Raw genomic sequence first — 26,713 nt, 5'->3', positions numbered from 1 at the left:
CTGGCCTTGGCCAGAACCATCGTGATCGCAGCCGTCAGCGTCGTCTTGCCGTGGTCCACGTGACCGATCGTGCCGATGTTGCAATGCGGCTTGTTACGTTCGAACTTTTCCTTGGCCATTCTCTTCTCTCCGTCCCCTGAACAGGGGGCTTATTCCTAGGTTTTCAGGGGGTATCCGACGGACCGAAGCCCGTCGGGATTGTTGGGTTTAGGCGCTGTACTTCTTGATTACTTCGTCGGCGACGTGTTGCGGCACCGGCTCGTAGTGGTCGTACTGCATGGTGAACTGGGCGCGGCCCTGGGACATGCCGCGCAGCGTGTTCACATAGCCGAACATGTTGGCAAGGGGCACGAAGGCGTTCACGACAGTGGCGTTGCCGCGCATGTCCTGACCCTGGATCATGCCGCGACGGGCGTTGAGGTCGCCGATGACCGAACCGAGGTAGTCCTCGGGGGTCACGACCTCGACCGCCATGATCGGCTCGAGCAGCTTCGGAGCGCCCTTTTCCTTCAGTTCGCGGAAGGCGGCGCGGGCCGCGATTTCGAACGCCAGCACGCTGGAGTCGACGTCGTGGTATTTGCCGTCCGTCAGGCTCGCCTTGAAGTCGATCAGCGGGAAGCCGGCCAGCAGACCCGAATCCTTGATGGAGTTCAGGCCCTTCTCGACGCCCGGGATGAATTCCTTGGGGATGGCACCGCCGACGATCGTGTTCTCGAACACGAAGCCCGAGCCGGGCTCGCCGGGTTCGAACGTGATCATGACGCGGGCGAACTGGCCCGTACCGCCGGTCTGCTTCTTGTGGGTGTAGTCGATGTCGACCTTGCGGCCGAGCGATTCACGATAGGCGACCTGCGGCGCGCCGATGGTGGCCTCGACCTTGTAGGTGCGCTTCAGGATGTCGATCTTGATGTCCAGGTGAAGCTCGCCCATGCCCTTCAGGATGGTCTGGCCCGACTCATGGTCGGTCGAGACGGTGAAGGACGGGTCTTCCGAAGCCAGCTTGGCCAGGGCGACGCCCAGCTTCTCCTGGTCGGCCTTGGTCTTGGGCTCCACCGAGATCTCGATGACCGGCGCCGGGAATTCCATCTTCTCAAGGATGACGGGCGACTTCAGCGGATCGCACAGGGTGTCGCCGGTGCGGGTGTCCTTGAGGCCAGCCAGGGCGACGATGTCGCCGGCGTAGGCTTCCTTGACGTCTTCACGGTTGTTCGAGTGCATCTGCAGCATCCGGCCGACGCGCTCTTTCTTGTCGCGGCTGGAGTTCAGCAGGTTCTGGCCGGTTTCCATCTTGCCCGAATACAGGCGGCAGAAGGTCAGCGAGCCGACGAACGGATCGTCCATGATCTTGAACGCGAGGATCGACAGGGGCTCGTCGTCCGAGGCGCGACGCACGACGGGTTCTTCGGTCTTGAAGTCGATGCCCGGGGTCGGCGGGATGTCCGTGGGCGAAGGCAGGTAGTCGACGACGGCGTCGAGCAGCGTCTGCACGCCCTTGTTCTTGAATGCCGAGCCGCACAGGATCGGATAGAAGGCGCCGGTCAGCACGGCCTTGCGGATGCACTTCTTCAGCACTTCCAGCGAGGGCTCGTTGCCATCGAGGTAGGCCTGCATGGCGTCGTCGTCGAGTTCGACGGCGTTGTCGATCAGGTACTGACGCGCCTCGACGGCCTTGGCCATCAGGTCGTCCGGGATCGGGCCGATGGTGAAGTTGGCGCCCAGGGCGTCGTTGTCCCAGACCACCGAGTTCATCGACACGATGTCGACCAGACCCGTCAGGGTATTCTCCGAACCGATCGGGAACTGGATCGGCACGGCCTTGGCGCCCAGGCGGTCGCGGATCGACTGGACCGAGGCGTCGAAGTCGGCGCCGATCTTGTCCATCTTGTTGACGAAGACGATCCGCGGAACCTTGTACTTGTCGGCCTGACGCCAGACGGTTTCGGTCTGCGGCTCGACGCCGGCGTTGCCGTCCAGCACCGCGACCGCGCCGTCCAGCACGCGCAGCGAACGCTCGACTTCAATGGTGAAGTCCACGTGGCCGGGGGTGTCGATGATGTTCAGGCGCTTGCCCTGCCAGAAGGCCGTGGTCGCAGCCGAGGTGATCGTGATCCCCCGCTCCTGCTCCTGGTCCATCCAGTCCATGGTCGCGGCGCCGTCGTGGACTTCGCCAATCTTATGGTTCTTGCCGGTGTAGTACAGGATCCGCTCGGTCGTCGTCGTCTTGCCCGCATCGATGTGGGCCATGATTCCGAAGTTGCGGTAGTCCTCGAGCGCGTGTGTGCGGGCCATGAAAGCGTGCCTTGAAAGTATGTTCAGGACGCGGTCCGCGTCCTCGGGAGATCGTCGATGTAGCGGATAAGCGAGCGCGGGCGATTTAGCTCAAACCGCCCGCGCCGGATAGGCCTAGATAGTGTCGCTGTTTGACGCTTTGAAGGCGCCTACCAGCGGTAGTGGCTGAAGGCGCGGTTGGCTTCAGCCATCTTGTGGGTGTCTTCGCGCTTCTTGACCGCAGTGCCGCGGTTGTTCGACGCATCCAGCAGCTCGGCGGCCAGCTTTTCGGTCATGGTGTTCTCACCACGCTTGCGCGCGGCGTTGACCAGCCAGCGGATAGCCAGGGCGCGGCGACGCTCGGGGCGAACCTCGACCGGAACCTGATAGGTGGCGCCGCCGACGCGACGCGAGCGGACTTCGACCGACGGCTGGACGTTTTCCAGGGCGGTGTGGAAGGTCTGGACCGGCTCGAAGTCCTTCTTCTTGTCGGCCAGGATTTCGAAGGCGCCGTAGACGATGTTCTCGGCGACGGCCTTTTTGCCCTCGTACATGACGTAGTTCATGAACTTGGTGACGGTCAGATCCTTGTATTTGGGATCCGGCAGGACTTCGCGTTTCTGGGCGCGGTGACGACGTGACATGGGCTGGGCCTTCTAAATCGGTGTCTGGAAGAAGCCGGATGAGACCGGCTGAATCAGGTAAAGTGCGGGTCGCTTACTTCGGACGCTTGGTGCCGTAGTGCGAACGACGCTGCTTGCGGTCCTTGACGCCTTGCGTGTCGAGCACGCCGCGCAGGATGTGGTAGCGCACGCCGGGAAGGTCCTTCACGCGGCCGCCGCGGATCAGGACCACCGAGTGCTCCTGAAGATTGTGGCCCTCGCCGGGGATGTAGCACACGGCTTCGTAGCCGCTCTTGGCCAGACGGACCTTGGCGACCTTACGCAGAGCCGAGTTCGGCTTCTTGGGGGTCGTGGTATAGACGCGGGTGCAAACGCCGCGACGCTGGGGCGAACCCTCCAGGGCCGGCACCTTGTTGCGCACGGGCTTGGGCTTGCGGGGCTTGCGGATCAGCTGGTTGATCGTAGGCATCGGTAGACAGTCTCGACTTCTGATGGAGGCGTGTGCCTGTCGGCCGGGGCGCCTCGGTTTCCTTCTTTTGAACGGCCCTTCAGGACCGCCCGGGGTCGTTCGAGACCGGATGCGGCACGACCAAACGAAAAAACCGGAACGCGCGCTTCGGGCGTTCCGGCGGGCACAGCCCGTCCGTTCAATTGTGACGATCAGGATGGGTCACCGAAATGGCCCGCCTCGAAAGTCCGGCGCGTTTACGCGTGAGGGGCCTTCAGGTCAAGACCGATGGTCCGCCCTACTCCGCCACGGGCCTGGTCAGATCGAACTCCACCCGAAAGTGCCGGTTGGCCCGACGCAGCTCATAGGCGAACATCCGGTCCGGGTGGACCTCCATCGCCCAAACGTTGGTCGTGGAGACTGCGGCGGCATTGGCGTTGAACAGGGCGATGGAGAAGGCGTCGACGGGAAACTCCTGGCGCTCGGCCGTCCCGAGGCTCGCCGTGTCGCCGCCGTACATGTGCAGCACATCCACCGTGCCGTCCTCGTGGCGGTGATCATGCTTCAGGCGGACGCCCCCTGTCGTCCGCGTGACAATCCACACCCGCGACCGGTCCTCGCCGACGCTGAACGGGATTCGCACCTCTTCCGGCGAACAGTCGCGGACATGCATCAGCAGGCGCTGGCTGGCGAAGCTTGCGTCCGCCGCGTCGGTCGTGACCACCCGCCCCTCGAAGCGTTGGCCGCACAGGGCGTTCAGCCGGCTCATGAAGACGTCCTGCGGCCCGGACGGCGCGGACGTGGTGGCGCAGGCGGACAGGAGGACTGCGACGGCGGCGATCAGGGCGGTTTTCATGCGGAGAGGGTCGCGCGCTTTGACATCGTGCTCAAGGTGCCAAGTCGCCCGTTGACTTCGTGGCGTCCCTGAGTATGTTCGGTGCCTCTTATTTTCACGGCTCTCACCGCCGTCGCAAAGGTAATTTCCGATGGCAAAGCCCGCCTCAATCAAGATCCGGCTGAACTCCACGGCCGACACCGGCTTCTTCTACGTCACCAAGAAGAATGCCCGCACGATGACCGAGAAGATGGTCGTCAAGAAATATGACCCGGTCGTGCGCAAGCACGTCGAGTTCAAGGAAGGCAAGATCAAGTAGGCCTTGATCCCACGCTGCTTCTGAAGCGCCCGGTCGGAAACGACCGGGCGTTTTCGTTTGTCCTTCTCCCCTCGGGGGAGAAGGACCTCTATTAAGCCGCCCGGGCGATGACCCGGTCGCGTCCCGTGGCCTTGGCCTCGTAGACGCCTTCGTCGGCGCGTTTCAGCAGGGCCTCAGGCGTATCGCCCGCCCCCAGGGTCGCCGCCACCCCGATCGATATGGTCACCGTCAGGTGCTCCTGACCGCCCATGACCCGGAACGGGGTCGAACCGACGTCGCGGCGGATGCGTTCGGCAATGCGCTGGGCGTCCTCGAGCCTGGTGCCCGGCATGATGACGACGAACTCCTCCCCCCCCTGTCGGCAGGGCAGGTCAACGGCGCGAACGTTGGTGGCCAGCCGCACGGCGAACTCGCGCAGCACCTCGTCGCCCGCGTCGTGGCCGAAGCCGTCGTTGACCTTCTTGAAGTGATCGATGTCCACGACCAGCACCGAGACCGGCTCGCCGCCCTGGGCCGCCCGAGTGACAAAGGCTTGAAGCTGGCCCGCCATATAGCGGCGGTTGTGCAGCCCCGTCAGGGCGTCGGTGACGGCCATTTCCAGGCTGTAATCCAGCTTCTCCTTGAGGAAGTCGGTGTAGCGCTTCCTGCGGATCTGCGTCCGCGCCCGCGCCGCCAGCTCCTCGGGGTCCACGGGCTTCATCAGGATGTCGTTGACGCCCAGCTCCAGCGCCTTGACCAGCCGCGGCCGGTCCGACGGATCGACCACGGCCAGGATGGGCAGGTGCCGCGTCGGCTCGACCGACCGAACCTGGGCGATCAGGCGCAGGCCGTCGAACTCGGCGGCCGCCACATTGATGATCATCAGGTCGATCGCACCCCTGGACGCCAGCAGCCCCCCGGCCGCATCGCTCTCGACCGTCGGCCGGTGCTCGCGCGTCAGCTCCTCGGCGATCCGCTGCGCCTGGCGTGCATTGTCGTCGACGATCAGGACCCGGCCGCCCGAGCCGCGCAGTCGCCCGGCTCCGTCCGTCGTGACTCCCAGCCGCCGTCCGCTCTCCTCGCGCTCGCGCAGCTCGTCCATGACCAGTTTCAGCCGGGTCAGCGACCGCACGCGGGCGAACAGCACCACGTCGTCCAGCGGCTTGGTGACGAAGTCGTCGGCCCCCGCCTCCAGCCCCTTGATGCGGTCCTCGCGTCCGTCCAACGCCGTCACCAGCACGACGGGAATATGGTTGGTGAGCGGATCGGCCTTAAGACGCCGGCAGGTCTCGAACCCGTCCATGCCGGGCATCATGACGTCCAGCAGGATGATGTCCGGCTGTTCCGCCGCCGCGAGGGTCAGCGCCTTTGCCCCGTCCTGACACGTCAGGACGTCATAGTATTCCAGCGTCAGCTTGGCCTCGAGGAGACGGACGTTGGCCTCGACATCGTCGACCACAAGAATACGCGCGGTCATTGAACGGCTATCCCACTGCTACCGGCTGGCTAAGGTGCTTCTTCACGGTTTCCAGGAAATGCATCACCGAGATCGGCTTGGAGATATAGGCCTCGCAGCCGCCCTGCCGAATCCGTTCCTCGTCGCCCTTCATGGCGAAGGCGGTCACGGCGATGATCGGGATGTGGGCCAGTTCCTCGTCGTCCTTGAGCCATTTGGTCACCTCCAGCCCCGAGATCTCGGGCAGCTGGATGTCCATCAGGATCAGGTCGGGCATATGCTGGCGCGCCATGGCCATCGCCTGCATCCCCTCGCGGGTCTGCAGGATCTCATAGCCCTGCGAGTCGAGCAGATCATGAAACAGCTTCATGTTCAGCTCGTTATCCTCGACGATGAGGACTTTCTTGGACATCTTCACCCGGTCTGGCCGCCTCGACTGGCGCGGACGTCGCGCTGACAGGCATGCCGCTTCTTCGATTGGGATTGTGGCTGCCCAGTCTTAAGTTGGGGTGAAGTCGGGAATTCAAGCTTCACCATGAAAGCCATCTGTCGCGACTGCCTGTGGGCCGGGGAGGATTCGGTCGTCCGCTGCCCGTCCTGCGGCTCGCCGCGCGTGGTCTGCGACCCCGAGCTGGACCGGCTGTCGATTGCCCACCTCGACTGCGACGCCTTCTACGCCTCGGTGGAAAAGCGCGACCGCCCCGAACTGCGCGACAGGCCCGTCATCGTCGGCGGCGGGGTGCGCGGCGTGGTCTCGACCTGCTGCTACATCGCCCGCCAGTCCGGCGTCCATTCGGCCATGCCGATGTTCAAGGCGCTCAAGGCCTGTCCCGACGCCGTGGTCCTCAAGCCGGATTTCTCGAAATACGTCCCCGAATCGGAGCGCATCTTCCGCTTCGTCGGCGAGCTGACGCCCCTGGTCCAGACCCTGTCCCTCGACGAGGCCTGGATCGACCTGTCCGGCACCGAACGCCTCAACGGCGGCCCGCCCGCGCTCCAGCTGATCCGCCTCCAGAAACGGATCGAGGACGAGACCGGCCTCGGCGTCTCCATCGGCCTGGCCCCCAACCGCTTCCTCGCCAAGATCGCCTCCGAACTGGATAAGCCGCGCGGATTCTCCGTCATCGGCACGGCCAATGCCCAGGCGCTCCTGGCCCCGAAATCCGTCCGCATCCTGCCCGGCGTCGGTCCCGTCTTCGGCAAGACCCTGGTCTCGGACGGTTTCGCCACCGTCGGCGACCTCGCCGCCGCCGACGTCCGCGATCTGGTCAAACGCTACGGCGAAACGGGCCTTCGGCTCCACGACCTCGCTCACGCTCGCGACGCCCGCTCCGTGAACCCCGAGCACGACCGGCGCGGCATGAGCGCGGAGAATACCTTCAACACCGACCTGACCGCGCTCGAGGCGCTGGAGGCCGAACTCTGGCCCCTGTGCGAGAAGGTCGCCTCCAAGGCCCGCCGCGACGGCGTCTCCAGCCGCGTCGTGGTGCTGAAGCTGCGCCGCACCGACTTCAGGATCGTCACCCGGCGCAAGACCCTGCCCGACCCGGTCCAGACCGCCCGCGCCCTGTTCGCCATCGGCCGAGAGCTGCTCGCCCCCGAGCTCGGCCGACCCTATCGCCTGATCGGCATCGGCCTGGCCGACATCCAGGACGCGGAGGACAGGCCCGAAGGCCTGTTCGCCTCATCCGAGCGCCGCACCCTCACGACCGAGACCACCATCGACGCCCTACGCCAGAGATTCGGCGCCTCCGCCGTGGTGGCCGGGAGGGCGTTGAAGCCGAAAACAAAATGATTCCGCTCATCCCCGCGAAAGCGGGGACCCAGTGCTTTGGGCGAACGGCCTACGAAGCGAGCGCAGACAGGGATCCCGCGCACCGTGGCTTTGCTAAAACCTGGGTCCCCGCCTTCCCGGGGATGCACGAAGATGTGGAGCGGAAGGGAGGGATTAACTCGCGCGATCTAGGATGAAGAAATGTCCGCCTTTCTCGACAAGATGCGCCGCCGCGGTGGCCGCTACCTCGGCGTCCGCCCCGCGCCGGTCCGCCCGCAGCGCGGTGTCTTCAGCCTGTCATTCGACGACATCCCGGTGACCGCCTGGACCGAGGCCGGCCCCATCCTCAAGGAGCATGGCGTCACCGCCACCTACTATGTCGCCGGCGGCCTGTCGGGCGGACAGAACCTGGGCCTGCCCCAGTTCACCACCGACCACCTCCAGGCCCTGTTCGGCGCCGGCCACGAGGTCGGCTGCCACTCCTTCGGCCACACCAGCGCCCTCGCGGTCTCGCCCGAGGCCTATGCCGCCGATCTGGACAGGAACGCCGCCTGGGTGGCCGAAAGGCTGGCGGGCCATGTCATGACGACCTTCGCCTGGCCCTACGGAGACGTCTCGGTCGGCGCCAAGGCCATGGTCGCGGACCGCTTCGCCCTCGCCCGCGGTGTCCGCGACGGCGTCAACGCCGGCAGCGCCGACCGCGCCAACCTCCAGGCCATCGGCCTCGAAAGCCGCCGCCTGCCCGGCTACGACCTCGATGCCCTCATGGCCGCGACCGCCGCCCGCAAGGGCTGGCTCATCGCCTACGGCCACGACGTCATGGACGGCCCGACGCCTTACGGCTGCACCCCGGACGACCTCGATCGCGTGATCCGGCTGGCGAAAGCGGCGGGGCTGGAGATCATGCCGGTGGGCGAGGCGTGGCAAAAGATGGCGGCCTGATTTCAGTCCCCTCTCCCGCAGGGGAGAGGGAGGGTGGGGGCCATACCCATCAACGGATCGCCCAAATCCGCTTTTAAAATCAACGCTCGGCTCTACCGGGAGCCTTTATCGCAAGCGCCCCTCGAAACCGTGCGACACTGCGGCTGGTCTTTGACATCGCCGCTCCAACACCCTCCCGGATGTAGACTCTGTCGACTCGGTCGACTCCCCTTTTGGAGTCGCACGACCCGAACGCTTCGAACGCTCCGTACGCTTCGGACGGTGTATTGCCGTTCGCACGCCTGGCCTCACCCCGCCCATTCGTCACACCAACACGAACCAGCCTGCACTGTCAGACCCGCGACAATTCAACACCTTAGCGCGACCATCCCGCGCCTTGACCTTCCCGCCCCTCGCCTATAGGTTCCGCGCCGAATTCAGCCCCCTGTCGGGGCCCGCAAATCCATGCGTGGCCGGGCGGGGTTCGAAACAAACAAAGCCCATGTCCCTGCCCCCGGAATCGCGCGAAGAGGCGATCAAACGCCTCACCGACAGCGCTTCGTCTCTGGAGGCGCGCACTGCCCGCGAGGTTTCTCACGAGGCGGCGGGTCAGGCGGCGGCCGGTCAGGCGTGGCGGATCATCGCCGACCTGTTCGGCGGCGTGTTCGTGGGTCTGGCGCTCGGCGCCATCGTGGACTGGTATTTCCATACCAATCCCTGGGGTTTGATCGGCGGCGTCCTTCTGGGCTTCGCCGTTTCGGTTTGGATGGCCTGGTCGACGGCGCAACGCCTGATGGCCCAGGCGAAAGCAAGCGGAGTGGAGCCGAAGTCGGTTCCCTTCGACGATGACGAAGAAGACTAAAAGGCGCCCATGGCTGATCCGCTTCACCAGTTCCAGATCGTTCCCCTTGTCGACTTCGGCACGGTGACCCTGCCTGTCATCGGCGAGCAGCAGCTCGCCTTCACCAACTCGCACCTGGCCATGACCGTCGCCTTCGGCGTGGTCGTCCTGTTCCTTCAGGTCGTGACCGCCGGCGCCAAGGTCGTCCCGGGCCGCTGGCAGTCCGCCGGTGAGACCATGTTCGGCATGATCGACGGCATCGTCGATTCCATCATCGGCCATGATGGGCGCAAGCTGTTCCCGTTCGTCTTCACGGTCTTCACCTTCATCCTGGCCATGAACTTCATCGGCCTGTTCCTGACCTTCACGGCCACCTCGCAGATCGCCGTCACCGCCACCTTCGGCGTGCTGACCATCCTGCTGGTGCTGGCCATCGGTTTCGCCAAGCACGGCCTCGGCTTCTTCAAGCTGTTCGTCCCGTCGGGCGTGCCGTGGCCGGTCCTGCCCTTCGTTATCGTCATTGAGTTCGTCTCCTTCCTGCTGCGCCCGGTCACCCTGACCCTTCGTCTGTTCGGCAACATGATGGGCGGCCACGTGGCCCTGAAGGTCTTCGCCGGCTTCGTCGTGGTGGGCGTCGGCGGGTCCGTCGGCCTCGGCCTCGGCATCCCGATCGCCCTGCTGTCGATGGGCATGACCGTCGGACTGACCGCGCTGGAGTTCCTGGTGGCCTTCCTCCAGGCCTTCGTCTTCGCCGTTCTGACCTGCATCTACCTCAACGATGTGGTCAACCTGGGCCACGGGCACTAAAGCCTCCACCCAGTTTTCGTCCCTAACCAACCAACCTCAGACTAGGACTAAAGATTATGGAAGCAGAAGCCGCCAAGCTCATCGGCGCCGGCCTCGCAATGACCGGCATGATCGGCGCCGGCATCGGCGTCGGCAACATCTTCGGCTCGTTCCTGACGGGCGCCCTGCGCAACCCGTCGGCCGCCGGCTCGCAAATCGGCAACCTGTTCGTGGGCGCCGCCCTGGCCGAAGCCCTGGGCATCCTGTCCTTCGTTCTGGGCATTCTGCTCTACTCGGCCTGATCGCCGAACCCGATCAGGCGCGGCGCCGGTGATCCGGCTGCCGCGCCTTTTCGCCTGATTTCAGAACAGACGGACCATGGCTGCACAAACTCCCGAACTCGTACTTCCCGCGTCCGACACGGCCCCTGTCGATGTCGCGACGACGCATGCCTCGACCGAAGCCGCACACGGCGAAGGCGGGGGCCTGCCCCAGTTCGAGTTCCAGCACTGGTTCGGACAGATCGTCTATCTGATCTTCCTGTTCGCCATCCTCTACTGGCTGATCGCCAAGGTCTTCACCCCGCGCATGCGCCGCGTGTTCGACGAGCGTGAGACCACCATCTCCACCGCCGTCGCCACCGCCCGCCAGGTTCAGGCGGAGGCCGCCGGCCAGGCCGAGGCCGCCAAGGCCGAGGTCGAGAAAGCCCGCGCCGACTCGCGCGCCGCCTCCGTCGCCGCCAAGGCCCGGGTCACCGACGAGGCCAACCGTCGCGCCGCCGAGGAAGAAGCCGTCGTCAACGCCCGCATCGCCGAGGCCGAGATCGCCATCGGCAAGACCCGCGACGCCGCCATGGCCAATGTCGCCACCATCGCCGCCGACACAGCCTCGGCCATCGTCGAGCGCCTGACCGGCAAGGCCCCCTCGGCCGCCGAGGCCACCGCCGCCGTCAAGGGAGCCGTCTGATGAACATGTTCATGGAAGAGGGCTTCTGGGGTCTCCAGAGCGCCGAGATGTGGGTCCTTGTCGGCCTGCTGATCTTCATCGGCATCTGCATCTACGTCGGCGTGCCGAAACTGGTCGCCGGCCAGCTGGACGCCAAGGGCGCCAAGATCCAGTCCGAACTGGATGAGGCCCAGCGCCTGCGCGCCGAGGCCGAGGCTCTTCTCGCCACCATCCGCGCCGAGAAGACTGCCGCCGAGGCCCAGGCTCGCGACATGCTGGCCGCCGCCGAGGCCGACGCCCGCATCATGGAAGCCGAGGCCAAGGTCCGCCTCGAAGAGACCCTGGCCCGTCGCCAGGCCCTTGCCGAGCGCCGCATCGCCTCCGCCGAGATCCAGGCCACGGCAGAGGTCAAGGCCGCCGCCGCCGAGGTCGCCGCCCAGGCCGCCGAGACCATCCTCACCGCCCGTATCGCCGGCGCGAAGACCGACCCCCTGCTCGACGCCGCCATCGCCCAGATCGGCACGCGCCTGAACTAAGGGGCTATCGCCTGAAGTCATGCGAATGGGCGGCGCACCGGTCCGGTGCGCCGCCCTTCCCTTTTCCAGACCGCTCAGTGCGCCGGTGCGACGCCGTCCATCAGCTTGGCGGCGCGCTTCTCCCGCGCCACCAGGCGAGCGTAGACATTGCCCAGCACGATGCCGAACACGGCATGGCTGACCAGCATCCAGGCCACCATTCCGAATCCGCCCGAGCCGCGGAGAATCCGCGAATCGCCGAACAGGAACACCGCCACCATCAGCACCGCCCAGGCGCCGACGGCAAAGATGATCCCCTTGGTCTCAGGCGTCTGACCCGGCATCCGCGGACACAGGATCCCGAACAGGCCCCCCAAGATCACCGTGCCGGCGATAAAGTGAGCGATCCACCCCACGGCCAGGTTCCCGGGCATCCCGATCAGACTGGCGACAAAGAGTGGAAACGGCTCCACCCAAGGTCCAGCAAACACATTCACGGCTTCGAGTATTGAGACCGCGACCGTGGCGAACAGGCCGGCGATCATTCCCTTTTGTACGCGTGACATCATAACGACAGCGCCTCCCAACGCTTATTGTCTGTTCCGATAACGCGGGGAGGACTTTACGCCTCTCGAGGCGAGACGCTAAACAGCCATATTTCACAAAGCCGTGCTTCGCAGTTGCGAAGGAACGGGAAAGCGTCGCCCCTCCCGCAACCCTTGCTAGAGTTCATATAGCAAGGGGAGGTGCCTGTGTTTCGTTCGAGCGTGTTTTGGGGGCGCCTGTCCCGACTCCCCTATTTACTCTCCGTGCTTGGCCTGTCGCTGATCCTGCTGTTGGCCCAGCCTTTGCTGCTCGAACTGCCGAACTTCATCGAGAGCGGACGGATTCTGGATTCACTCTGGCGCGGCGACTATGAGGTCTACGGCGCGGCGACTGACGCTGCGATCCAGCAGACGGACTATCAGACGGCCCGCTACGCTGCCGTCGCGGCTCTGACGATGGCTCTCTTCGCGGCTTTCCTGATCCTCAGCGCCCGTCGCCTCCGCGATCTCGGACGCCCCGGTCTCTACGCCTGGATCGCCCTGGTCCCGTTCGTCGGCGCCCAGGCCCTGTTCGCTGTGCTGATCAGGAAGAGGAACATGGCATCCGTCCGGCCGCCCGAGCCTGACATGAACGCCCTGTCTGGATTTTTCAGCTTCGAAGGCCGCGCCCGTTGCAGCGCCTCCGCCTGGGTCGCCGCCCAGGCGGCCGAGACGCTCTTGGCCGCCCGCATCGCCGGCGCGCAGACTGCTCCCTGCTCGACGCCGCCATCGCCCACATCGGCCAGCACCTGAACTAGGCGGCGAACCGGACGCCCAGCATCTGCCCGGTAACGTCCCACAACCGCGCCGCTGCGGCTGTATCCAGGGCCTGGAGTTCGGCCTTCACCGGCCCGGGCGGACCCTTCAGCTCGTTCATCCGGGTCGCCCCCATATAGGCTCCGCCCTTCACGGTCGGCTCCGTCGCCGACATCAGGATCGGCAGGGCACCGGCCTGCTGCGAATGACTGATCAACGGCTCGATGAACGGCCGATACAGCAGGCCCATCACGGTTCGCGACACCGGCCGCCCGGTCAGCGGCCCGTTGCCGATCAGACCTGTCCGGGCATAGCCGGGATGGGCCACCACACTGGTCAATCCCCACCCATGGGCGGCGCTGCGGCGGTCCAGCTCAAGCCCGAACATCAGCATCGCCAGTTTCGACTGCGCATAGACCGGCCAGGCCTTATACTGGCGCGCATGGTTCAGATCGTCGAACTGGATACGGCCCCGGCGGTGGGCAATGCTGGACAGCTGGACCACCCGCGCCTGTCCCGCCTTCAGCAGCGGCAGCAACCGCGCGGTCAGGGCGAAATGGCCCAGGTAGTTGGTCGCCAGCTGCATCTCGAACCCGTCCACGGTCACTTCGCGCTCCGGCAGGGCCATGACACCGGCGTTGTTGACCAGGATATCGATCGGCCGTCCCTGCCCCAGCACGCGATCCGAAAAGGCGGTCACCGACGCCTGGCTGGCCAGGTCCAGTGCTTCAAATCGTACGGCTGCGGCGGGCACGCTGCGGCGAATGCGTCGGATCGCCGCCTCGCCCTTCGTTGGATTGCGCGCCGCGATGACGACCTCGGCGCCTTTGCGGGCGAGTGCGAGAGCAGTCTCGAATCCTGTGCCGCCGGTCGAGCCGGTGACGATCGCCAGTTTTCCGGTCTGGTCGGGAATGTCGTCTGTGGTGAAAAAGGCCATGACGATCAAGTCGGCATGGCCTCCATCATTCACAAGGCGTCGAAGCTACTCGGCCGCGATGTTCGTGCCTTCCGGCGCGGTCCAGCGCAGCTTGGGCGAACGCGCCGCGCGGGTCTCGTCGAGGCGACGCAGGGGCGCATGGAAGGGGGCACCCTTAAAGCGGTCCACCTCGCCGGCCTTCGCCGCCTGGGCCAGCAGACGCAGGGCGTTGATGAACCGGTCGAGCTCAGCCTTGGATTCCGTCTCGGTCGGCTCGATCAGCATGGCCCCGTGGACGACCAGCGGGAAATACATGGTCATCGGGTGGAAGCCCTCGTCGATCATCGCCTTGGCGAAGTCGAGCGTGGTGATGTCCGTGCCCTTCAGCCATTCGTCGTCGAACAGGGCCTCGTGCATGCACGGACCCTCGGGGAAGGCGGCGCTCATCACGTCCGACAGTCGGGCCTTGATGTAGTTGGCGTTCAGCACCGCATCCTCGGCGACCTGTCGCAGGCCGTCAGAGCCGTGGCTCATCATGTAGCTGAGGGCCCGGGTGTACATGCCCATCTGGCCTTGGAAGGCGCACATCCGGCCGAAGGCCTGGGCGGCCTCGTCCTCCTCGCGCTCGACCAGGCGATAGCCATCCGCGTCATGCACGACCCAGGGGGCCGGGGCGAACGGGGCCAGGGCGGCCGACAGCACGACCGGACCCGAGCCGGGACCGCCGCCGCCGTGGGGCGTTGAGAAGGTCTTGTGCAGGTTGATGTGCATGGCATCGACGCCCAGATCGCCCGGGCGGACCCGACCGACGATGGCGTTGAAGTTGGCCCCGTCGCAGTAGAAATAGGCGCCCGCTTCGTGCGTCAGGCGACTTATCTCGAGGATGTCGCGCTCGAACAGGCCGCAGGTGTTCGGATTGGTCACCATGATGGCGGCGACGTCGGGACCCAGTTTCGAGGCCAGGTCGGCCACATCGACCCGGCCGTCTTCGGTCTGGGCCACTTCGACCACGGTGTAGCCGACGAAGGCGGCGGTCGCCGGATTGGTCCCGTGGGCCGAGGTCGGCACCAGCACCTTGCGGCGCTGCTCGTGCTGGCCCGAGGCCTCATGCGCGGCGCGGATGGCCATCAGGCCGCACAGCTCGCCATGGGCGCCGGCCTTGGGCGACAGGGCCACGGCGGGCATGCCCGTCAGTGTCTTCAGCCAGTGCGCCAGGGTGTCCATCAACTCCAGCGCGCCCTGCACCGTCGAGGTCGGCTGCAACGGGTGGATGTCGGAGAAGCCCGGCAGGCGCGCCATCTTCTCGTTGAGGCGCGGATTGTGCTTCATCGTGCACGAGCCCAGCGGATAGATGGCCAGGTCGATGGCGTGGTTCTTCTGCGACAGGCGCACATAATGGCGCATCGTCTCCGGCTCGCTCAGACCTGGCAGGCCGATCGGATCGCGGCGGACCAGATCGCCCAGATCAGACCCGTCCGTCTTCGGTTCGGGCAGGTCGACGCCGGTCTTGCCCCAGCCGTCGCTCTCGAAGATCAGGTGCTCGGCCTGCAACAGGCCTCGCCCGCCGGTCAGGGTCGGATACTTGTAGTCGTGATCATTCGCGCTCGGGGCGGTCGGACGGCCGACAGTGTTCATCGTGCTCATGATCAGGCTCCCAGGATCTTGGTCAGGGACTTGGCGAGGATCTGGATGTCGGCATCCAGGGTCGTCTCGGTCGCGGCGACCAGCAGGACGTCGTCCATGCCGGCGTCGGGCGCCAGTCGGCTGTAAGGCACGCCGGCCAGCACATGATGCGCCGCCAGTTGATCCACCACCTCGGCGGCATTCTTCGGCAGCTTCACAGCGAACTCGTTGAAGAACCGACCCGTCAGGATCTCGACCCCCGGAATGGCCGCCAGCGCATCCCGCGTCGCCAGGGCCTTCTCGTGGTTCAGCAGGGCCAGCTTGCGCAGCCCCGTCTCGCCCAGCAGGCTCATGTGGATGGTGAAGGCCAGGCTGCACAGACCGGAGTTGGTGCAGATGTTCGACGTCGCCTTGTCGCGACGGATGTGCTGCTCGCGCGTCGACAGGGTCAGCACGAAGCCCCGCTCGCCGTCCGCATCCACCGTCTCGCCGCACAGGCGGCCCGGCATCTGGCGGATCAGCTTCTCGCGCGTCGCGAACAGGCCGACATAGGGTCCGCCGTAGTTCAGTGCGTTGCCGATCGACTGGCCCTCGGCGGCCACGATGTCGGCCCCCATCTCGCCCGGCGACTTCAACAGGCCCATCGACACGGCCTCGGTGACCACCACGATAAGCAGGGCGCCGGCGGCGTGGGCGGCCTCTGCGATCTTCGTCACGTCGGTCGCCGTGCCGAACACGTTCGGGGTCTGGACGACGACACAGGCCGTGTCCGGTCCGATCCGGGCGATGACGTCGGCTTCCGCGTCCACGGCGGCGGCCAGGACCTCGGTCTCGACGCCCACGGCGTGAACGACCGTCTCGGTCGCCTTGACGTAGTGCGGATGCACCCCGCCCGAGATGACCGCCTTGTTCCGGCGCGTCACCCGCGTGGCCATCAGCACACCCTCGGCCATGGCGGTCGAGCCGTCGTAGAGGGAGGCGTTGGCCACATCCATGCCCGTCAGGTTCGCGACCTGGGTCTGGAACTCATAGAGATACTGCAGCGTCCCCTGGGCGATCTCCGGCTGGTACGGCGTGTAGCTGGTCAGGAACTCCGAGCGCTGGATCACGTGATCCACCGTCGCCGGCACGTGGTGACGATAGGCCCCGGCGCCACAGAAGAAGGGCACGTCGCCCGCCGCCGTGTTCTTGCCCGCCAGCGTCTTCAACGCCCGCTCGACCTCCAGCTCGCCCATGACGCGCGGCAGGTCGACGAACCCGTCCCGCCGCGCCGCCTCGGGCACGTCCACGAACAGATCGTCGATCGATTTCACGCCGATGGCGGCGAGCATCGCCGTGCGGTCGTCGGGGGTCAGGGGCAGGTAGCGCATCTATTTTGTTCCGCTCATCCCCGCGAAAGCGGGGAGCCAGTGCTTTGGGCGAAGACCGTCGCCGGGGAGGACGAACCGCTCATCCCAGCCACCCTGCCTCGCGACAGGACTGGGTCCCCGCTTTCGCGGGGATGAGCGGGCAGATTAAAGCGAGGCCAGAAACGCGTCGTAAGCGGCGCGGTCCATCAGGCCGTCGATCTGGCCGGCGTCCGACACCTTGATCTTCGCGAACCAGCCCTCGCCTTCGGGGTCGGCATTGACGGTCTCGGGGGCGGTGGCCAGGACGACATTGCCCTCGATCACCTCACCCGACACCGGCGCATAGACGTCCGAGGCCGCCTTGACGCTCTCGACGACGGCAAAGCTGTCGCCCTTGCCGACGGTCTTGCCGGCTTCCGGCGTCTCGACGAACACCACGTCGCCCAGTTGGTCGGCGGCGTGTTTCGAGATGCCGACAGTGGCGACGTCGCCCTCGAGGCGAACCCACTCGTGATCTTTGGTGAAGTGCATGGCGTGTTCCTTTTTCTCGTCATCCTCCGGCTCGACCGGGGGATCAGGCCTTGGGTTTGCGGCAATAGCGTTGGGCGACGAACGGCATGTCGATGACCTCGGCGGCGGCGGCCTTGCCGCGCACAATGACGTTCAGCTCGGTCCCCAGGGCGGCGTGCGACGGCGGCACATAGCCCATGGCGATGTTGCGACCCAGGGTCGGCGACGGCCCACCCGAGGTCACCGTGCCGATGAACTTGCCGTCCAGATCCGCGATCTCCGCGCCCTCGCGCGCCGGGGCGCCTTCCTTGACGCTCAGGCCCACGCGAACCCGCGACGGACCCTCGGCCAGCTCCTTCAGGATGCGTTCGGCGCCGTTGAAGTCGGCGGCCTCCTTGCGGGACTTCGACAGGGCGAAGGTCAGCGCCCCCTCGACCGGCGAGGTTGTCGGATCGATGTCATGCCCATGCAGCGGCAGCCCGGCCTCCAGACGCAGGCTGTCGCGCGCGCCCAGGCCGATCGGCTTGACCCGGGCGTCCTCCAGAATGGTGTTCCAGACCCGCTCGGCGTCGGCTGCCGGGACAGAAATCTCGTAGCCGTCCTCACCGGTATAGCCCGAGCGCGAGACGTAGCAGTCGATCCCGAACAGCATCAGGCGGGCGCAATCCATGAAGCCGAACTCGGCCAGTACCGGCTCATGCTTCACCATGACCTCGGCCGCCTCCGGCCCCTGGATAGCGATCAGGGCGCGGTCGTCGAGCACGGTCAGCGTCGCGTCGCCCGACAGATACTCGGCCCAGAAGGCGAAGTCCTCGTCCTTGTTGCCGGCGTTGACGACGACGAACAGGCCGTCGTGATCGGGCTTGCCCGCCATCAGGTCGTCGATGATCCCGCCGTCCTGGTTCAGCAGCAGGCTGTATTTCTGACGGCCTGTCTTCAGCACCTGATAGTCGCCGGGGACGAAGCGCTGGAACTGGGCGATGGCGTCGACGCCGGTGATCTTGCACTGGCCCATGTGCGATACGTCGAACAGGCCGGCGTGCTCGCGCGTCCAGCGGTGCTCGGCCAGGACGCCCTCGTACTGCACCGGCATGTCGTAGCCGCCGAACCCGACCATGCGGGCGCCGGCGGCATGGTGCGCGGCGTTCAGAACGGTGGTCTTCAGCGTATCGTCGGTCATGCGGGTCCAGACTTTCAGGGTCGCGTCTCGAGGCGGAAAGCTCCGCCGTCCTCGCGCCCCCGCTGTCTGTGAAGCCTGAGAGATTCCGGCGCCTGCCATCCCTGCTGGAATGCGAGGCGTCTTGCTCCGTCGGCGCACCCGCGAAGGGTGACTTTCCAGCGTCCGAATGTCCTCGCGGTCCGTTTGCCTGAGCGTTTCCGGGGCGGTTGCGCCTTCGGCTCCGGGTCGGTTTTCACGCCGCCCGATCTCTCCCGCGAGAGCGAGGTGACCAAGGCCCCGACTCCGGCGCGAAGTCAAGCGTGGGCTTGTGAACCAGCCGTTGTAATCCCGGCCGTAGCGAAGCGAAGAGCCGAGACGGGACGCTCCCATTAATCTTGCCCCGAAGAGCGCAGCTCATCCGGGGCCAGGCCGATCCACTATCCCTCGGCCCGGTTCAGCCAAGCGGCTGACCGCGCCACAAATTAATATACGAACCCGTCCCGGATCAGCGCTTCGCGCTGTCCGGGATGACAAGATGCCCACCTTGGAACGGGGATTTCGATGTCGAACATAAAACCTTACGCGCATCCCGAAACACCACCACGCCTGACCCAGAGCCCCGCTCGACCCTGTTCGCTAGCCCTGGTATCCCGCTGACGTACAATGCACGCCAGGTGCGCGGAGAGAGCGAGCAGACGGATTTCGTCCGTTTCGTCCGTTTCGTCAGGGTGTTTTTCGTCCGGACAGGCGGACGAAACGTCAGCCCGCGTAGGCGTCGACCTCGGCCAGAAGCTTCGCCTTCTCGGCTTCCGACAGGAACGACCCCTCGAAACTGTTCCGCGCCAGCTGCGTCACATGCTCGCGGCTTAGCCCCACGGCCTCCGCCAGCCTCGAATAGTTGGCGTTCACGTAACCGCCGAAATAGGCCGGATCGTCCGAGTTCAGCGTCACATGCAGGCCCCGGCGCAGCATCTCCGGCACAGGGTGATCCTTCAGGTCCTTCACGACACAGAGCTTCAGGTTCGACAGGGGACAGACCGTCAGCGTCATCTGTTCGGCGGCCAGCCGCTGGATCAGGCTCTCGTCCTCCATCGAGCGGTTGCCGTGGTCCATCCGGTCGATGTGCAGCAGGTCCAGCGCCTCGTGCACGTAGGCGGGCGGCCCCTCCTCTCCGGCATGGGCGCACAGCTTCAGCCCCAGTTCGCGCGCGGCAGCGAAGACCCGGACGAATTTCGACGGCGGATGCCCGATCTCGGACGAGTCCAGCCCGACCCCGATGAAATGATGCAGATACGGCCTGGCCATCTCCAGCGTCGCGAAGGCCTCCTCCTCCGACAGGTGCCGCAGGAAGCTCAGGATCAAACCCGAGGTGACGCCCAGTTCCGCCTTCGCCCGGTCCATCCCGGCAATCAGCCCCTCGACCACCACGCCGAACGCGACGCCCCGGTCGGTATGGGTCTGGGGATCGAAGAAGATTTCCGCGTACCGCACGTTATCCGCCGCCGCCCGCCGGAAATAGGCGAAGGCCAGATCCTCAAAATCCTTGCGCGTCAGCAGGACGTTCGCCCCGGCGTAATAGATGTCGAGGAAGTCCTGAAGGTTGGAGAAGTCATAGGCCGCCCGTACCGCCTCGACGCTGTCGAACGGGATCTGGACCCCGTTCCGCTGGGCCAGTTCGAACATCAGTTCGGGCTCGAGCGAGCCTTCGATGTGCAGGTGAAGTTCAGCCTTGGGCAGGCCGGCGATATAGGCGTCGAGGGACATGGGTCGCATCCGTTCTGGGTGCGCCAGTCTAACCTACATCCGGTCGGGGGTGTCGATTCCCAGCAGCCGCAGCGCCGTCTCCAGCTGACTCCGCGCCGCCCCGGCCAGGGCCAGTCGCGACGCGACCGTCTCCGGCTCCGACGCCGCCAGCACCGGGCAGGCCGCATAGAATTTGGAGAAGGACTGGGCCAGACGATAGGTGTGCTCGGCGATCAGGTGCGGTGCCCGCTTGTCGTAGGCATCGCCGACAGCCTGATCGAAGGCGTCCAGCGTCAGCACCAGATCCCGCTCTGCCGGCTCACGGACGAAGATCGGCCCGGCCAGGACGCCCTGCGCGTCGGCCTTGCGCAGCAGGGATTTAATCCGCACCGACTGGTAAAGCAGGTAGGGGCCAGTCTTGCCCTCGAAGCTCATGAAACGATCGAGATCAAAGACGTAGCTGGTCGTCCTGCTGTTCGACAGGTCGGCGAATTTGAGAGCCGCCACGGCGACCTTCGACGCGGTGTCCTCGAACTCCGCTTCCGACAGGTCGGCGCCCAGATCGGCCTCTTTCAGTCGTTCGCGCGCCTTGTCCCGGGCCTGGGTGATGAGGTCGTGCAGCTTCAGCACGCCGCCCGCCCGGGTCTTGAAGGGCTTGCCGTCCGACCCGTTCATCGTGCCGTTGGCCGCGTGCTCCAGCTGACCCGGCGTGGCGTAGCCGACCTTGTAGGCAGCCCGGAATACCTGCTCGAAGTGGTCGCCCTGCCGCTGGTCCACGCAGTACAGGACCAGGTCGAAGTCGAACTGCTGTCGCCGATCCAGGATCGTGGCCAGATCGGTCGTGCCATACATGGCCGAGCCTTCCGACGAGACCAGCAGAAGCGGCGGCAACTCGCGCTTCTCGCCCTCCTCGGCCACCCGGATGATCCAGGCGCCCTGATCGAACTCGGCCAGACCCCGCGCCTTGATGTCGTCGACCATGGCCGGGATCAGGGGATCAGCGTCCGACTCCCCGTTCCACAGGTCGAAGGTGACGCCCAAGGCTCCGAACTCGCGTTCCAGCGCCGTCTTCGACACCGCCACGAAATGCCGCCACAGGGCGCGATAGCCCGGACGACCACCCTGCAGCTCCGCCGTCGCCTTGCGAGCGCGGTCGCGATAGTCGGTGTCTTCCTTGGCCCGGGCCGCCGCTTGCGGATAGAGCCGCTCCAGGTCGTCCAGAGTCACCGGGCTGTGATCCGGGAATGGGCCCTCGCCCTCCGCCAGGAAGCCGTCGGCCTTGCCCTCGTCACCGACGGCCACGATCAGAAGCCCCATCTGGAAGCCCCAATCGCCGAAGTGGGCGTCGCCCCAGACCGTGTCGCCGCGGAACCGGAACAGTCGCTTCAGGCTTTCGCCGATGATCGAGGAGCGCAGGTGCCCGACGTGCATCGGCTTGGCCACGTTCGGCCCGGCGTAGTCGATGACGACCTTGCGCGGTTCGGCGACCTTCGACGCGCCGGCCAGCGCCGCGTCATCGGCCACGCCCTGCGCTCGATGCGCCAGCGCCTCGTCGGAGAGCTTCAGATTGATGAAACCCGGTCCCGCCACCTCGACGCCTGACAGGCGCGGATCAGCGGCCAGGCGTTCAGCGACACGGCCGGCCAGCTCGCGCGGATTGGCCTTCAACGCCTTGGCGGCGGCCAGAGCTCCGTTGGACTGGAAATCGGCCAGGTCGGGCCGGTCGGAAGCGGTGACGCGCGCAACGGACGCTTCCACGCCTTCGGCGGCGAAGGCGGCCGCAACCGCTTCGCCGAGGTCGGTTCTGAGATCGGTCATTCTGCGGGAGGGGTCGCCGCGGCCTGGCCGGCCGTCATGCGGAAACGGCTGCCGGTGCGGTTGAACTCGGCCATCTCGGGCGTGACGTCAAAGCCGATCAGGACCTCGAAATTGCCGCCGCTGGTCTCGGCGGTGGCGCGCGGGATGATGATCGACTGCTCTTCGGTCACCGAAGCCGTCGCGGCGCCTTCGAAGTTCACGGGAAGATCGAAGTATTCCTTGGCCAGCACGGCCTCATTCCGTTCCGTGACCGCGATCCAGTAGCGATAGGTGCGCTGGTCGCCGCCGGCCTGCGGACCACGGCCGAGGTTGAACAGGATGTCCATCTGAACGGAGATCGGCTCGTCCGACTGATAGGCGCAGCCGGCGCTGACGCCCTCGATCTCGCCGGTGTAGCCGACGTTGGCCGCGGCCGCGCGGCCGCCCTCCAGCTCCACGAACCGGGCGGCGTCATAGAGGATCTTCACGAACGGACACGGCCCGGCGTTGGGCACCGACCGCAGCGGCGCGATACGGGGCGGACGACGGCTCTCGCGGCTTTCTTCCTCGCTCTGGCCGCCGGCGCTGCGATCACGCTCACGCTGACCCTGGCCTTGACCCTGCATCTGGGCATGAGCGCCGGTAGAGGCGAAGACCGCCAGGGCGGCGAGGGCGACGGTCGCAAGACGCATTAGGAAATCCGGAAATCTGGCGCTGACGGAACGCGGTCAGGCTTCCCGCCTGATAGCGGCTAAAGCGAGGCGTCGCAAACCAATGAAGCCCGCCACGGTGGCGAGGCGCCGCCGGAACGACTAGGTTTGGCCCATGGACGCCTTCTCCCCCTCTCCCGCCTCCGGTCTTAGGCCCCTGACGGTGCGCATTGCCACGCCGCGCGGCTTCTGCGCCGGCGTCGACCGGGCCATCCAGATCGTCGAGCGCGCCATCGAGAAGTTCGGCGCGCCCGTCTACGTCCGCCACGAGATCGTCCACAACAAGCATGTGGTCGACCGGCTGAAGAGCCTGGGCGCCGTGTTCGTCAAGGACCTGGACGAATGCCCCGACGATCGACCGGTCGTCTTCTCCGCCCATGGCGTGCCGAAATCGGTGCCGGCCACAGCCCGGGCGCGCGAACTGATGTTCCTGGACGCCACCTGTCCGCTGGTCTCGAAAGTCCACGTCGAGGCGGAACGCCACCACGCCAATGGCCGGCACATCATCCTGATCGGCCACGCCGGCCACCCCGAGGTCGTCGGCACGCTGGGCCAACTGCCGCAGGGCGCCATCAGCCTTGTCGAGACGGTCGAGGATGCCGAGGCCTTCCAGCGTCCGGGCGGCCTGCCCCTGGCCTACGCCACCCAGACGACGCTCTCGCTGGACGACACCTCGGAAATCCTGCGCGTGCTCAAACGCCGCTTCCCGGAGCTCCCGGATCCGCACAAGGAAGACATCTGCTACGCCACCACCAACCGCCAGGAGGCCGTCAAGCAACTGGCCAACGGCTCGGACCTGGTGCTCGTTGTAGGATCGAAAAACTCTTCCAACTCGGTGCGGCTGGTTGAGGTCGCCCTGCGCGCTGGAGCCGGCAACGCTCAGTTGATCGACGACGCCTCGCAGATCGACTGGAGCTGGCTCGACGGCGTTACGACCGTCGGGGTGACGGCCGGCGCCTCTGCTCCCGAACCGCTGGTCCAGGCCGTGATCCAGGCGCTGCAGGCCCGGTTTGATGTCACCCTCGCCGACGATCCGGGCGAGCAGGAAACCGTGACCTTCAAACTGCCCAGAGCTCTGACAGTTTGAGGCTGGTGCGGGCGGCCGGGGTCGAACCGGCATGACCTAAGTCGACGGATTTTAAGTCCGTTGCGTCTACCAGTTTCGCCACGCCCGCAATCCGGTCACTCCGCCGGGCGTATAGCCCGGAAGTCAACGTCGGAATCCGCGACCAGCCAGACCAGAGCGGCCCAGGCGGCCACGTTCTGGCGCAGTTGCTCGGGATCGATCTTGTCCAGGGTGTCGTCAGCCGTGTGGTGCAGGTCGAAATAACGCAGGCCGTCCTGCTTCAGCCCGAACACGGGCACGCCCGCCTCGACGATCGGGCCGATGTCGGCACCCCCCTCGGTCTCGGGCACGTTCGAGCGCAGCACACCGATCGGGTAGAGCACCCGGTTGGCGGCGTCGGCGAAGGTGCCGGTCTGGGCCCCGACGGGCAGTTGCAGCGCATAGACGCGGTCCGCGCCGAAATCGCTCTCGCCGGTGAAGACGTGGTTGGCGATGTCTTCCGCCGACAGGCTGCGCAGATAGGCGCCGCCGCCGTTGCCGGTGTCGGTCGGCTGGGCCACCTCTTCCGAGCCGTACAGGATCACGCGCACGGTACGCGCGGTGCGGCCCTGTTCGGCGATGGCCTTGGCCGCCGCGATGGTGATGGCCCCGCCCGCGCCGTCGTCAATGGCGCCCGTGCCCAGGTCCCAGCTGTCCATATGCGAACCGAGGACAATGACCTCCTCAGGCCGCGACCGACCCGGCATGTCGCCGATGACGTTGTGTGACGTCGTCTCGTAGGTATGGGCGGTCGACGACAGATGGATCCGCACAGGATCGCCGTAGGACACCAGCCGGCTCAACTGGTCCGCGTCAGGTGCGCTGAGCGCGAAGCCCGGCAAGGGAACGACGCCGTTCACATAGCGGGTAGTGCCCGTGTGCGGCATGCGATGCTCGTCCGACCCGGCCGAACGCATGATGAAGGCCAGGGCGCCCTTCTGGGCCGCCACAGCGGGGCCAGCGCCCCGGATCCGGGTCAGGGGGCCGTAGCCGGCGCCCGACTGCATGGCGACCATCTGGCCGGCGTCAACATAGGCTATCTTCCCGGCGAGCGAGCCGTCCGGGACCGACTGCAGGTCTTCCAGCGAGGCGAAGCGCACGACTTCGGCCTCGATGCCGCCGACCGGGGTGCCGGGCGAGTGGCCCAGGGCGGCGACGACCAGTCGCTGCGGGTTGGCGCCGACGATCGAGGCGCTCTCCTGTCCCCGCTCCCAGCCGACCAAAGGGAAGGCCTGGATATGGACGTTCTTGAAGCCCAGTTCGCGCATATGATCGGCGGCCCATTCCGCCGCAGCAGTTTCGGAGGCCGAACCCGCCGGACGCGGTCCGAACCGGGTCGTAAGCTGGGTGACGTAATCCATGGCGACAGTGTCGGTCAGGGCGGCATCGCGGACGCTGATCGCGGCGCGGATCGTGGCTGCGTCCTGCGCCATGGCCGGGCCCGCGATCGCGGCCCCGAGACTGAGAACCGACACGGCGGCGAGCGCCGAACGACGAACGGAAACGAACATGCCGAAACTCCAGATCACGATTGGCCGGGACACTAGGGCCTGATCCCGGAAAGTGTGAGTGGTTTTACGATCGGATTCGGCCCCGGCGAAATCCCCTATGCGACTCCGGAAAAGAGAGTCGACAGAGTCGACAGAGTCGCGCCCTCCCCGGCCCGGAGCGGATCAGCCCTGTCAACGACCGCCCATGCAGATGGACATGGACGGCGTCCAGCGCAAGACGTTATAGGGAATAAATTCTTAGGCCGGGGAGCCCTAGCCGACCTGGGCCAGTTGCGGCTCCAGAACCACCTCGCGCCAGGCGTGGGGGGCGGCCAACAGGGCGCGGACCAGCAGGTTGTTGACCGCATGACCGGCCTTGTAGCCTTCGTACCGGCCCAGCAAGGGCGCACCCATGACATAGAGGTCGCCGATCGCGTCCAGCGCCTTGTGACGCACGAACTCGCGCTCCATGCGCAGGCCGCCGGGGTTCAGGATGTCGTCGCCGTCGATGACGACCGCGTTCTCCAGCGAACCGCCGCGCGCCAGACCGGCCTGACGCAGGGCCTCGACCTCATGGGCGAAGCCGAAGGTGCGTGCGGCCATGATCTCGTCGCGGAAGGTCTGTTCGTCGACGACGAAATCGATAACCTGGTTGCCGATCACGGGGTTGTCGAAATCGATCTCGAACCGCATCTCATAGCGGTCGCAGGGATAGAGGGCCGCATGCTTGTCGCCGTCCGTGACGTGGATCGGCTCAAGGATCTCGATGTAGCGGACCGGGGCCTCCTGGCGACGGAAGCCCGCGCGGTCAAGCAACTGGACGAACGGCAGGGCCGAACCGTCCAGGATCGGAAGTTCGGGCCCGTCGACCTCGACGATCACGTTGGACACGCCCAGGGCACAGAAGGCGGCCATGAGGTGTTCTATGGTCGATAGCTGAACCCCGGCCGCATTCTCGATCATGGTGTTCAGCCGCGCATCGACCACAACGTCGCCGGACACGACAATGCGATTGTCACGATCCGTGACATCCGTGCGGACGAAGACGATGCCCGTTCCGGTGGGCGCCGGACGAATGGCCAGGCGAACCCGCTGCCCGGTGTGCACACCCACGCCCGCACATATGGCGGGGGCGATCAGCGTCCGTTCGCGATGATCGGGGCGTGGCGGCAAGATTTAATCCACTGGACGCCCGGCGTGCGGAAGCACGCATGAGCGGAAGATCGATCCCTAACTGCAGTGCAGCAAGGCGAAAACCAAA

28 protein-coding genes, 1 tRNA gene and 2 riboswitches are annotated in these 26,713 nt (G+C 66.1%); of the genes, 10 read left to right on the top strand and 19 right to left on the bottom strand.

Annotation, left to right across the window (positions count from 1 at the left end):
• From ACP7AZ_RS12645 to ACP7AZ_RS12625, 5 genes are all read right to left on the bottom strand, one after another.
• On the bottom strand, positions 1-119 hold a 119-nt coding region (locus tag ACP7AZ_RS12645; protein WP_426038994.1), incomplete at its 3' end, for a GTP-binding protein.
• An 88-nt stretch (positions 120-207) separates the two neighbouring features.
• On the bottom strand, positions 208-2,289 hold the full coding sequence (fusA, locus tag ACP7AZ_RS12640) for an elongation factor G (RefSeq protein WP_426038985.1): 2,082 nt from the start codon (positions 2,287-2,289) through the stop codon (positions 208-210).
• A 149-nt stretch (positions 2,290-2,438) separates the two neighbouring features.
• A complete protein-coding gene (gene rpsG, locus ACP7AZ_RS12635; protein ID WP_426038984.1) occupies positions 2,439-2,912 on the bottom strand; it encodes a 30S ribosomal protein S7 in 474 nt (157 codons plus the stop codon).
• 73 nt (positions 2,913-2,985) lie between these two features.
• Positions 2,986-3,360, bottom strand: a complete 375-nt coding sequence (gene rpsL / locus ACP7AZ_RS12630; RefSeq protein ID WP_013269204.1) for a 30S ribosomal protein S12 — start codon at positions 3,358-3,360, stop codon at positions 2,986-2,988.
• 277 nt (positions 3,361-3,637) lie between these two features.
• Complete coding sequence (locus ACP7AZ_RS12625; protein ID WP_426038983.1) at positions 3,638-4,195, bottom strand: hypothetical protein; 558 nt, start codon at positions 4,193-4,195, stop codon at positions 3,638-3,640.
• Positions 4,196-4,325: 130 nt separating this feature from the next.
• Between ACP7AZ_RS12625 and rpmG the strand changes: the two genes are divergently transcribed.
• Positions 4,326-4,493 carry a 50S ribosomal protein L33 gene (gene rpmG / locus ACP7AZ_RS12620; protein WP_003164451.1) on the top strand — a complete coding sequence of 56 codons (168 nt, stop codon included), beginning with the start codon at positions 4,326-4,328 and terminating at the stop codon, positions 4,491-4,493.
• Positions 4,494-4,584: 91 nt separating this feature from the next.
• On the opposite strand, the gene ACP7AZ_RS12615 is transcribed toward rpmG, so the two are convergent.
• Entirely contained in the window at positions 4,585-5,949 is a 1,365-nt protein-coding gene (locus tag ACP7AZ_RS12615; RefSeq protein WP_426038982.1) for a PleD family two-component system response regulator, read from the bottom strand.
• 7 nt (positions 5,950-5,956) lie between these two features.
• Complete coding sequence (locus tag ACP7AZ_RS12610) at positions 5,957-6,340, bottom strand: response regulator (protein ID WP_303696273.1); 384 nt, start codon at positions 6,338-6,340, stop codon at positions 5,957-5,959.
• A gap of 123 nt (positions 6,341-6,463) precedes the next feature.
• Here ACP7AZ_RS12610 and ACP7AZ_RS12605 point away from each other — a divergent pair, with 123 nt between their 5' ends.
• The 7 genes from ACP7AZ_RS12605 (at position 6,464) to ACP7AZ_RS12575 (ending at position 11,731) form a co-directional block, all read left to right on the top strand.
• The gene (locus ACP7AZ_RS12605; protein WP_426038981.1) at positions 6,464-7,723 is read left to right on the top strand and encodes a DNA polymerase IV; all 1,260 of its coding nucleotides are present in this window, start codon (positions 6,464-6,466) and stop codon (positions 7,721-7,723) included.
• Positions 7,724-7,903: 180 nt separating this feature from the next.
• Positions 7,904-8,644, top strand: coding sequence for a polysaccharide deacetylase family protein (locus ACP7AZ_RS12600; protein ID WP_426038980.1), 741 nt, complete (start codon positions 7,904-7,906; stop codon positions 8,642-8,644).
• A 481-nt stretch (positions 8,645-9,125) separates the two neighbouring features.
• A complete protein-coding gene (locus ACP7AZ_RS12595; protein WP_303696276.1) occupies positions 9,126-9,485 on the top strand; it encodes an AtpZ/AtpI family protein in 360 nt (119 codons plus the stop codon).
• A gap of 9 nt (positions 9,486-9,494) precedes the next feature.
• On the top strand, positions 9,495-10,271 hold the full coding sequence (locus tag ACP7AZ_RS12590; protein WP_303696277.1) for a F0F1 ATP synthase subunit A: 777 nt from the start codon (positions 9,495-9,497) through the stop codon (positions 10,269-10,271).
• A 56-nt stretch (positions 10,272-10,327) separates the two neighbouring features.
• Positions 10,328-10,552: a F0F1 ATP synthase subunit C gene (locus ACP7AZ_RS12585; protein ID WP_168045007.1), complete on the top strand. Its 225-nt coding sequence runs from the start codon at positions 10,328-10,330 to the stop codon at positions 10,550-10,552.
• Positions 10,553-10,628: 76 nt separating this feature from the next.
• Entirely contained in the window at positions 10,629-11,216 is a 588-nt protein-coding gene (locus ACP7AZ_RS12580) for a hypothetical protein (RefSeq protein WP_425991248.1), read from the top strand.
• Entirely contained in the window at positions 11,216-11,731 is a 516-nt protein-coding gene (locus tag ACP7AZ_RS12575; protein ID WP_426038979.1) for a F0F1 ATP synthase subunit B, read from the top strand. The genes ACP7AZ_RS12580 and ACP7AZ_RS12575 overlap by 1 nt, the downstream gene beginning before the upstream one ends.
• Positions 11,732-11,805: 74 nt before the next feature.
• Here ACP7AZ_RS12575 and ACP7AZ_RS12570 read toward each other — a convergent pair whose 3' ends face one another.
• Positions 11,806-12,276: a DUF6789 family protein gene (locus ACP7AZ_RS12570; protein ID WP_426038993.1), complete on the bottom strand. Its 471-nt coding sequence runs from the start codon at positions 12,274-12,276 to the stop codon at positions 11,806-11,808.
• Between the two features lie 180 nt (positions 12,277-12,456).
• Between ACP7AZ_RS12570 and ACP7AZ_RS12565 the strand changes: the two genes are divergently transcribed.
• Entirely contained in the window at positions 12,457-13,047 is a 591-nt protein-coding gene (locus ACP7AZ_RS12565; RefSeq protein ID WP_426038978.1) for a DUF805 domain-containing protein, read from the top strand.
• A gap of 1 nt (position 13,048) precedes the next feature.
• Here ACP7AZ_RS12565 and ACP7AZ_RS12560 read toward each other — a convergent pair whose 3' ends face one another.
• From ACP7AZ_RS12560 to ACP7AZ_RS12525, 8 genes are all read right to left on the bottom strand, one after another.
• Positions 13,049-13,987, bottom strand: a complete 939-nt coding sequence (locus tag ACP7AZ_RS12560) for an SDR family oxidoreductase (RefSeq protein ID WP_426038977.1) — start codon at positions 13,985-13,987, stop codon at positions 13,049-13,051.
• A 45-nt stretch (positions 13,988-14,032) separates the two neighbouring features.
• Positions 14,033-15,610, bottom strand: a complete 1,578-nt coding sequence (gene gcvPB / locus ACP7AZ_RS12555; RefSeq protein WP_426038976.1) for an aminomethyl-transferring glycine dehydrogenase subunit GcvPB — start codon at positions 15,608-15,610, stop codon at positions 14,033-14,035.
• A gap of 2 nt (positions 15,611-15,612) precedes the next feature.
• A complete protein-coding gene (gene gcvPA, locus ACP7AZ_RS12550) occupies positions 15,613-16,959 on the bottom strand; it encodes an aminomethyl-transferring glycine dehydrogenase subunit GcvPA (protein WP_426038975.1) in 1,347 nt (448 codons plus the stop codon).
• 144 nt (positions 16,960-17,103) lie between these two features.
• On the bottom strand, positions 17,104-17,469 hold the full coding sequence (gcvH, locus tag ACP7AZ_RS12545) for a glycine cleavage system protein GcvH (RefSeq protein ID WP_426038974.1): 366 nt from the start codon (positions 17,467-17,469) through the stop codon (positions 17,104-17,106).
• A 43-nt stretch (positions 17,470-17,512) separates the two neighbouring features.
• Positions 17,513-18,628 carry a glycine cleavage system aminomethyltransferase GcvT gene (gene gcvT, locus ACP7AZ_RS12540; RefSeq protein WP_426038973.1) on the bottom strand — a complete coding sequence of 372 codons (1,116 nt, stop codon included), beginning with the start codon at positions 18,626-18,628 and terminating at the stop codon, positions 17,513-17,515.
• A gap of 60 nt (positions 18,629-18,688) precedes the next feature.
• Positions 18,689-18,789, bottom strand: a riboswitch (glycine riboswitch).
• Positions 18,790-18,793: 4 nt separating this feature from the next.
• Positions 18,794-18,892, bottom strand: a riboswitch (glycine riboswitch).
• A gap of 474 nt (positions 18,893-19,366) precedes the next feature.
• Positions 19,367-20,380, bottom strand: coding sequence for an adenosine deaminase (locus ACP7AZ_RS12535; protein WP_426038972.1), 1,014 nt, complete (start codon positions 20,378-20,380; stop codon positions 19,367-19,369).
• Positions 20,381-20,404: 24 nt separating this feature from the next.
• Complete coding sequence (gene argS / locus ACP7AZ_RS12530) at positions 20,405-22,168, bottom strand: arginine--tRNA ligase (RefSeq protein ID WP_426038971.1); 1,764 nt, start codon at positions 22,166-22,168, stop codon at positions 20,405-20,407.
• Positions 22,165-22,839, bottom strand: a complete 675-nt coding sequence (locus ACP7AZ_RS12525) for a Tat pathway signal sequence domain protein (RefSeq protein WP_426038970.1) — start codon at positions 22,837-22,839, stop codon at positions 22,165-22,167. The genes argS and ACP7AZ_RS12525 overlap by 4 nt, the downstream gene beginning before the upstream one ends.
• A 133-nt stretch (positions 22,840-22,972) precedes the next feature.
• Here ACP7AZ_RS12525 and ispH point away from each other — a divergent pair, with 133 nt between their 5' ends.
• Positions 22,973-23,944, top strand: coding sequence for a 4-hydroxy-3-methylbut-2-enyl diphosphate reductase (ispH, locus tag ACP7AZ_RS12520; protein WP_426038969.1), 972 nt, complete (start codon positions 22,973-22,975; stop codon positions 23,942-23,944).
• A gap of 3 nt (positions 23,945-23,947) precedes the next feature.
• Here ispH and ACP7AZ_RS12515 read toward each other — a convergent pair.
• From ACP7AZ_RS12515 to lpxC, 3 genes are all read right to left on the bottom strand, one after another.
• Positions 23,948-24,032: transfer RNA gene (locus ACP7AZ_RS12515), tRNA-Leu, on the bottom strand.
• Between the two features lie 7 nt (positions 24,033-24,039).
• Positions 24,040-25,473 carry a M20/M25/M40 family metallo-hydrolase gene (locus ACP7AZ_RS12510; protein WP_426038968.1) on the bottom strand — a complete coding sequence of 478 codons (1,434 nt, stop codon included), beginning with the start codon at positions 25,471-25,473 and terminating at the stop codon, positions 24,040-24,042.
• A gap of 252 nt (positions 25,474-25,725) precedes the next feature.
• Positions 25,726-26,625, bottom strand: a complete 900-nt coding sequence (gene lpxC / locus ACP7AZ_RS12505) for a UDP-3-O-acyl-N-acetylglucosamine deacetylase (protein ID WP_426038967.1) — start codon at positions 26,623-26,625, stop codon at positions 25,726-25,728.
• Positions 26,626-26,713: the final 88 nt, after the last annotated feature.

This window comes from Brevundimonas sp. DC300-4 (assembly GCF_049897365.1).
In the GTDB taxonomy this organism is placed as follows: domain Bacteria; phylum Pseudomonadota; class Alphaproteobacteria; order Caulobacterales; family Caulobacteraceae; genus Brevundimonas.
The sequence above is the reverse complement of the archived record's forward strand: the minus strand, read 5'-3'. Positions and strand labels throughout refer to the sequence as shown.

Bases quoted from the DNA above. Each gene is read 5' to 3' on its own strand.
- fusA (WP_426038985.1), bottom strand. From the start codon at position 2,289: ATGGCCCGCACACACGCGCTCGAGGACTACCGCAACTTCGGAATCATG.
- rpsG (WP_426038984.1), bottom strand. From the start codon at position 2,912: ATGTCACGTCGTCACCGCGCCCAGAAACGCGAAGTCCTGCCGGATCCC.
- rpsL (WP_013269204.1), bottom strand. From the start codon at position 3,360: ATGCCTACGATCAACCAGCTGATCCGCAAGCCCCGCAAGCCCAAGCCC.
- ACP7AZ_RS12625 (WP_426038983.1), bottom strand. From the start codon at position 4,195: ATGAAAACCGCCCTGATCGCCGCCGTCGCAGTCCTCCTGTCCGCCTGC.
- rpmG (WP_003164451.1), top strand. From the start codon at position 4,326: ATGGCAAAGCCCGCCTCAATCAAGATCCGGCTGAACTCCACGGCCGAC.
- ACP7AZ_RS12615 (WP_426038982.1), bottom strand. From the start codon at position 5,949: ATGACCGCGCGTATTCTTGTGGTCGACGATGTCGAGGCCAACGTCCGT.
- ACP7AZ_RS12610 (WP_303696273.1), bottom strand. From the start codon at position 6,340: ATGTCCAAGAAAGTCCTCATCGTCGAGGATAACGAGCTGAACATGAAG.
- ACP7AZ_RS12605 (WP_426038981.1), top strand. From the start codon at position 6,464: ATGAAAGCCATCTGTCGCGACTGCCTGTGGGCCGGGGAGGATTCGGTC.
- ACP7AZ_RS12600 (WP_426038980.1), top strand. From the start codon at position 7,904: ATGTCCGCCTTTCTCGACAAGATGCGCCGCCGCGGTGGCCGCTACCTC.
- ACP7AZ_RS12595 (WP_303696276.1), top strand. From the start codon at position 9,126: ATGTCCCTGCCCCCGGAATCGCGCGAAGAGGCGATCAAACGCCTCACC.
- ACP7AZ_RS12590 (WP_303696277.1), top strand. From the start codon at position 9,495: ATGGCTGATCCGCTTCACCAGTTCCAGATCGTTCCCCTTGTCGACTTC.
- ACP7AZ_RS12585 (WP_168045007.1), top strand. From the start codon at position 10,328: ATGGAAGCAGAAGCCGCCAAGCTCATCGGCGCCGGCCTCGCAATGACC.
- ACP7AZ_RS12580 (WP_425991248.1), top strand. From the start codon at position 10,629: ATGGCTGCACAAACTCCCGAACTCGTACTTCCCGCGTCCGACACGGCC.
- ACP7AZ_RS12575 (WP_426038979.1), top strand. From the start codon at position 11,216: ATGAACATGTTCATGGAAGAGGGCTTCTGGGGTCTCCAGAGCGCCGAG.
- ACP7AZ_RS12570 (WP_426038993.1), bottom strand. From the start codon at position 12,276: ATGTCACGCGTACAAAAGGGAATGATCGCCGGCCTGTTCGCCACGGTC.
- ACP7AZ_RS12560 (WP_426038977.1), bottom strand. From the start codon at position 13,987: ATGGCCTTTTTCACCACAGACGACATTCCCGACCAGACCGGAAAACTG.
- gcvPB (WP_426038976.1), bottom strand. From the start codon at position 15,610: ATGAGCACGATGAACACTGTCGGCCGTCCGACCGCCCCGAGCGCGAAT.
- gcvPA (WP_426038975.1), bottom strand. From the start codon at position 16,959: ATGCGCTACCTGCCCCTGACCCCCGACGACCGCACGGCGATGCTCGCC.
- gcvH (WP_426038974.1), bottom strand. From the start codon at position 17,469: ATGCACTTCACCAAAGATCACGAGTGGGTTCGCCTCGAGGGCGACGTC.
- gcvT (WP_426038973.1), bottom strand. From the start codon at position 18,628: ATGACCGACGATACGCTGAAGACCACCGTTCTGAACGCCGCGCACCAT.
- ACP7AZ_RS12535 (WP_426038972.1), bottom strand. From the start codon at position 20,380: ATGCGACCCATGTCCCTCGACGCCTATATCGCCGGCCTGCCCAAGGCT.
- argS (WP_426038971.1), bottom strand. From the start codon at position 22,168: ATGACCGATCTCAGAACCGACCTCGGCGAAGCGGTTGCGGCCGCCTTC.
- ACP7AZ_RS12525 (WP_426038970.1), bottom strand. From the start codon at position 22,839: ATGCGTCTTGCGACCGTCGCCCTCGCCGCCCTGGCGGTCTTCGCCTCT.
- ispH (WP_426038969.1), top strand. From the start codon at position 22,973: ATGGACGCCTTCTCCCCCTCTCCCGCCTCCGGTCTTAGGCCCCTGACG.
- ACP7AZ_RS12510 (WP_426038968.1), bottom strand. From the start codon at position 25,473: ATGTTCGTTTCCGTTCGTCGTTCGGCGCTCGCCGCCGTGTCGGTTCTC.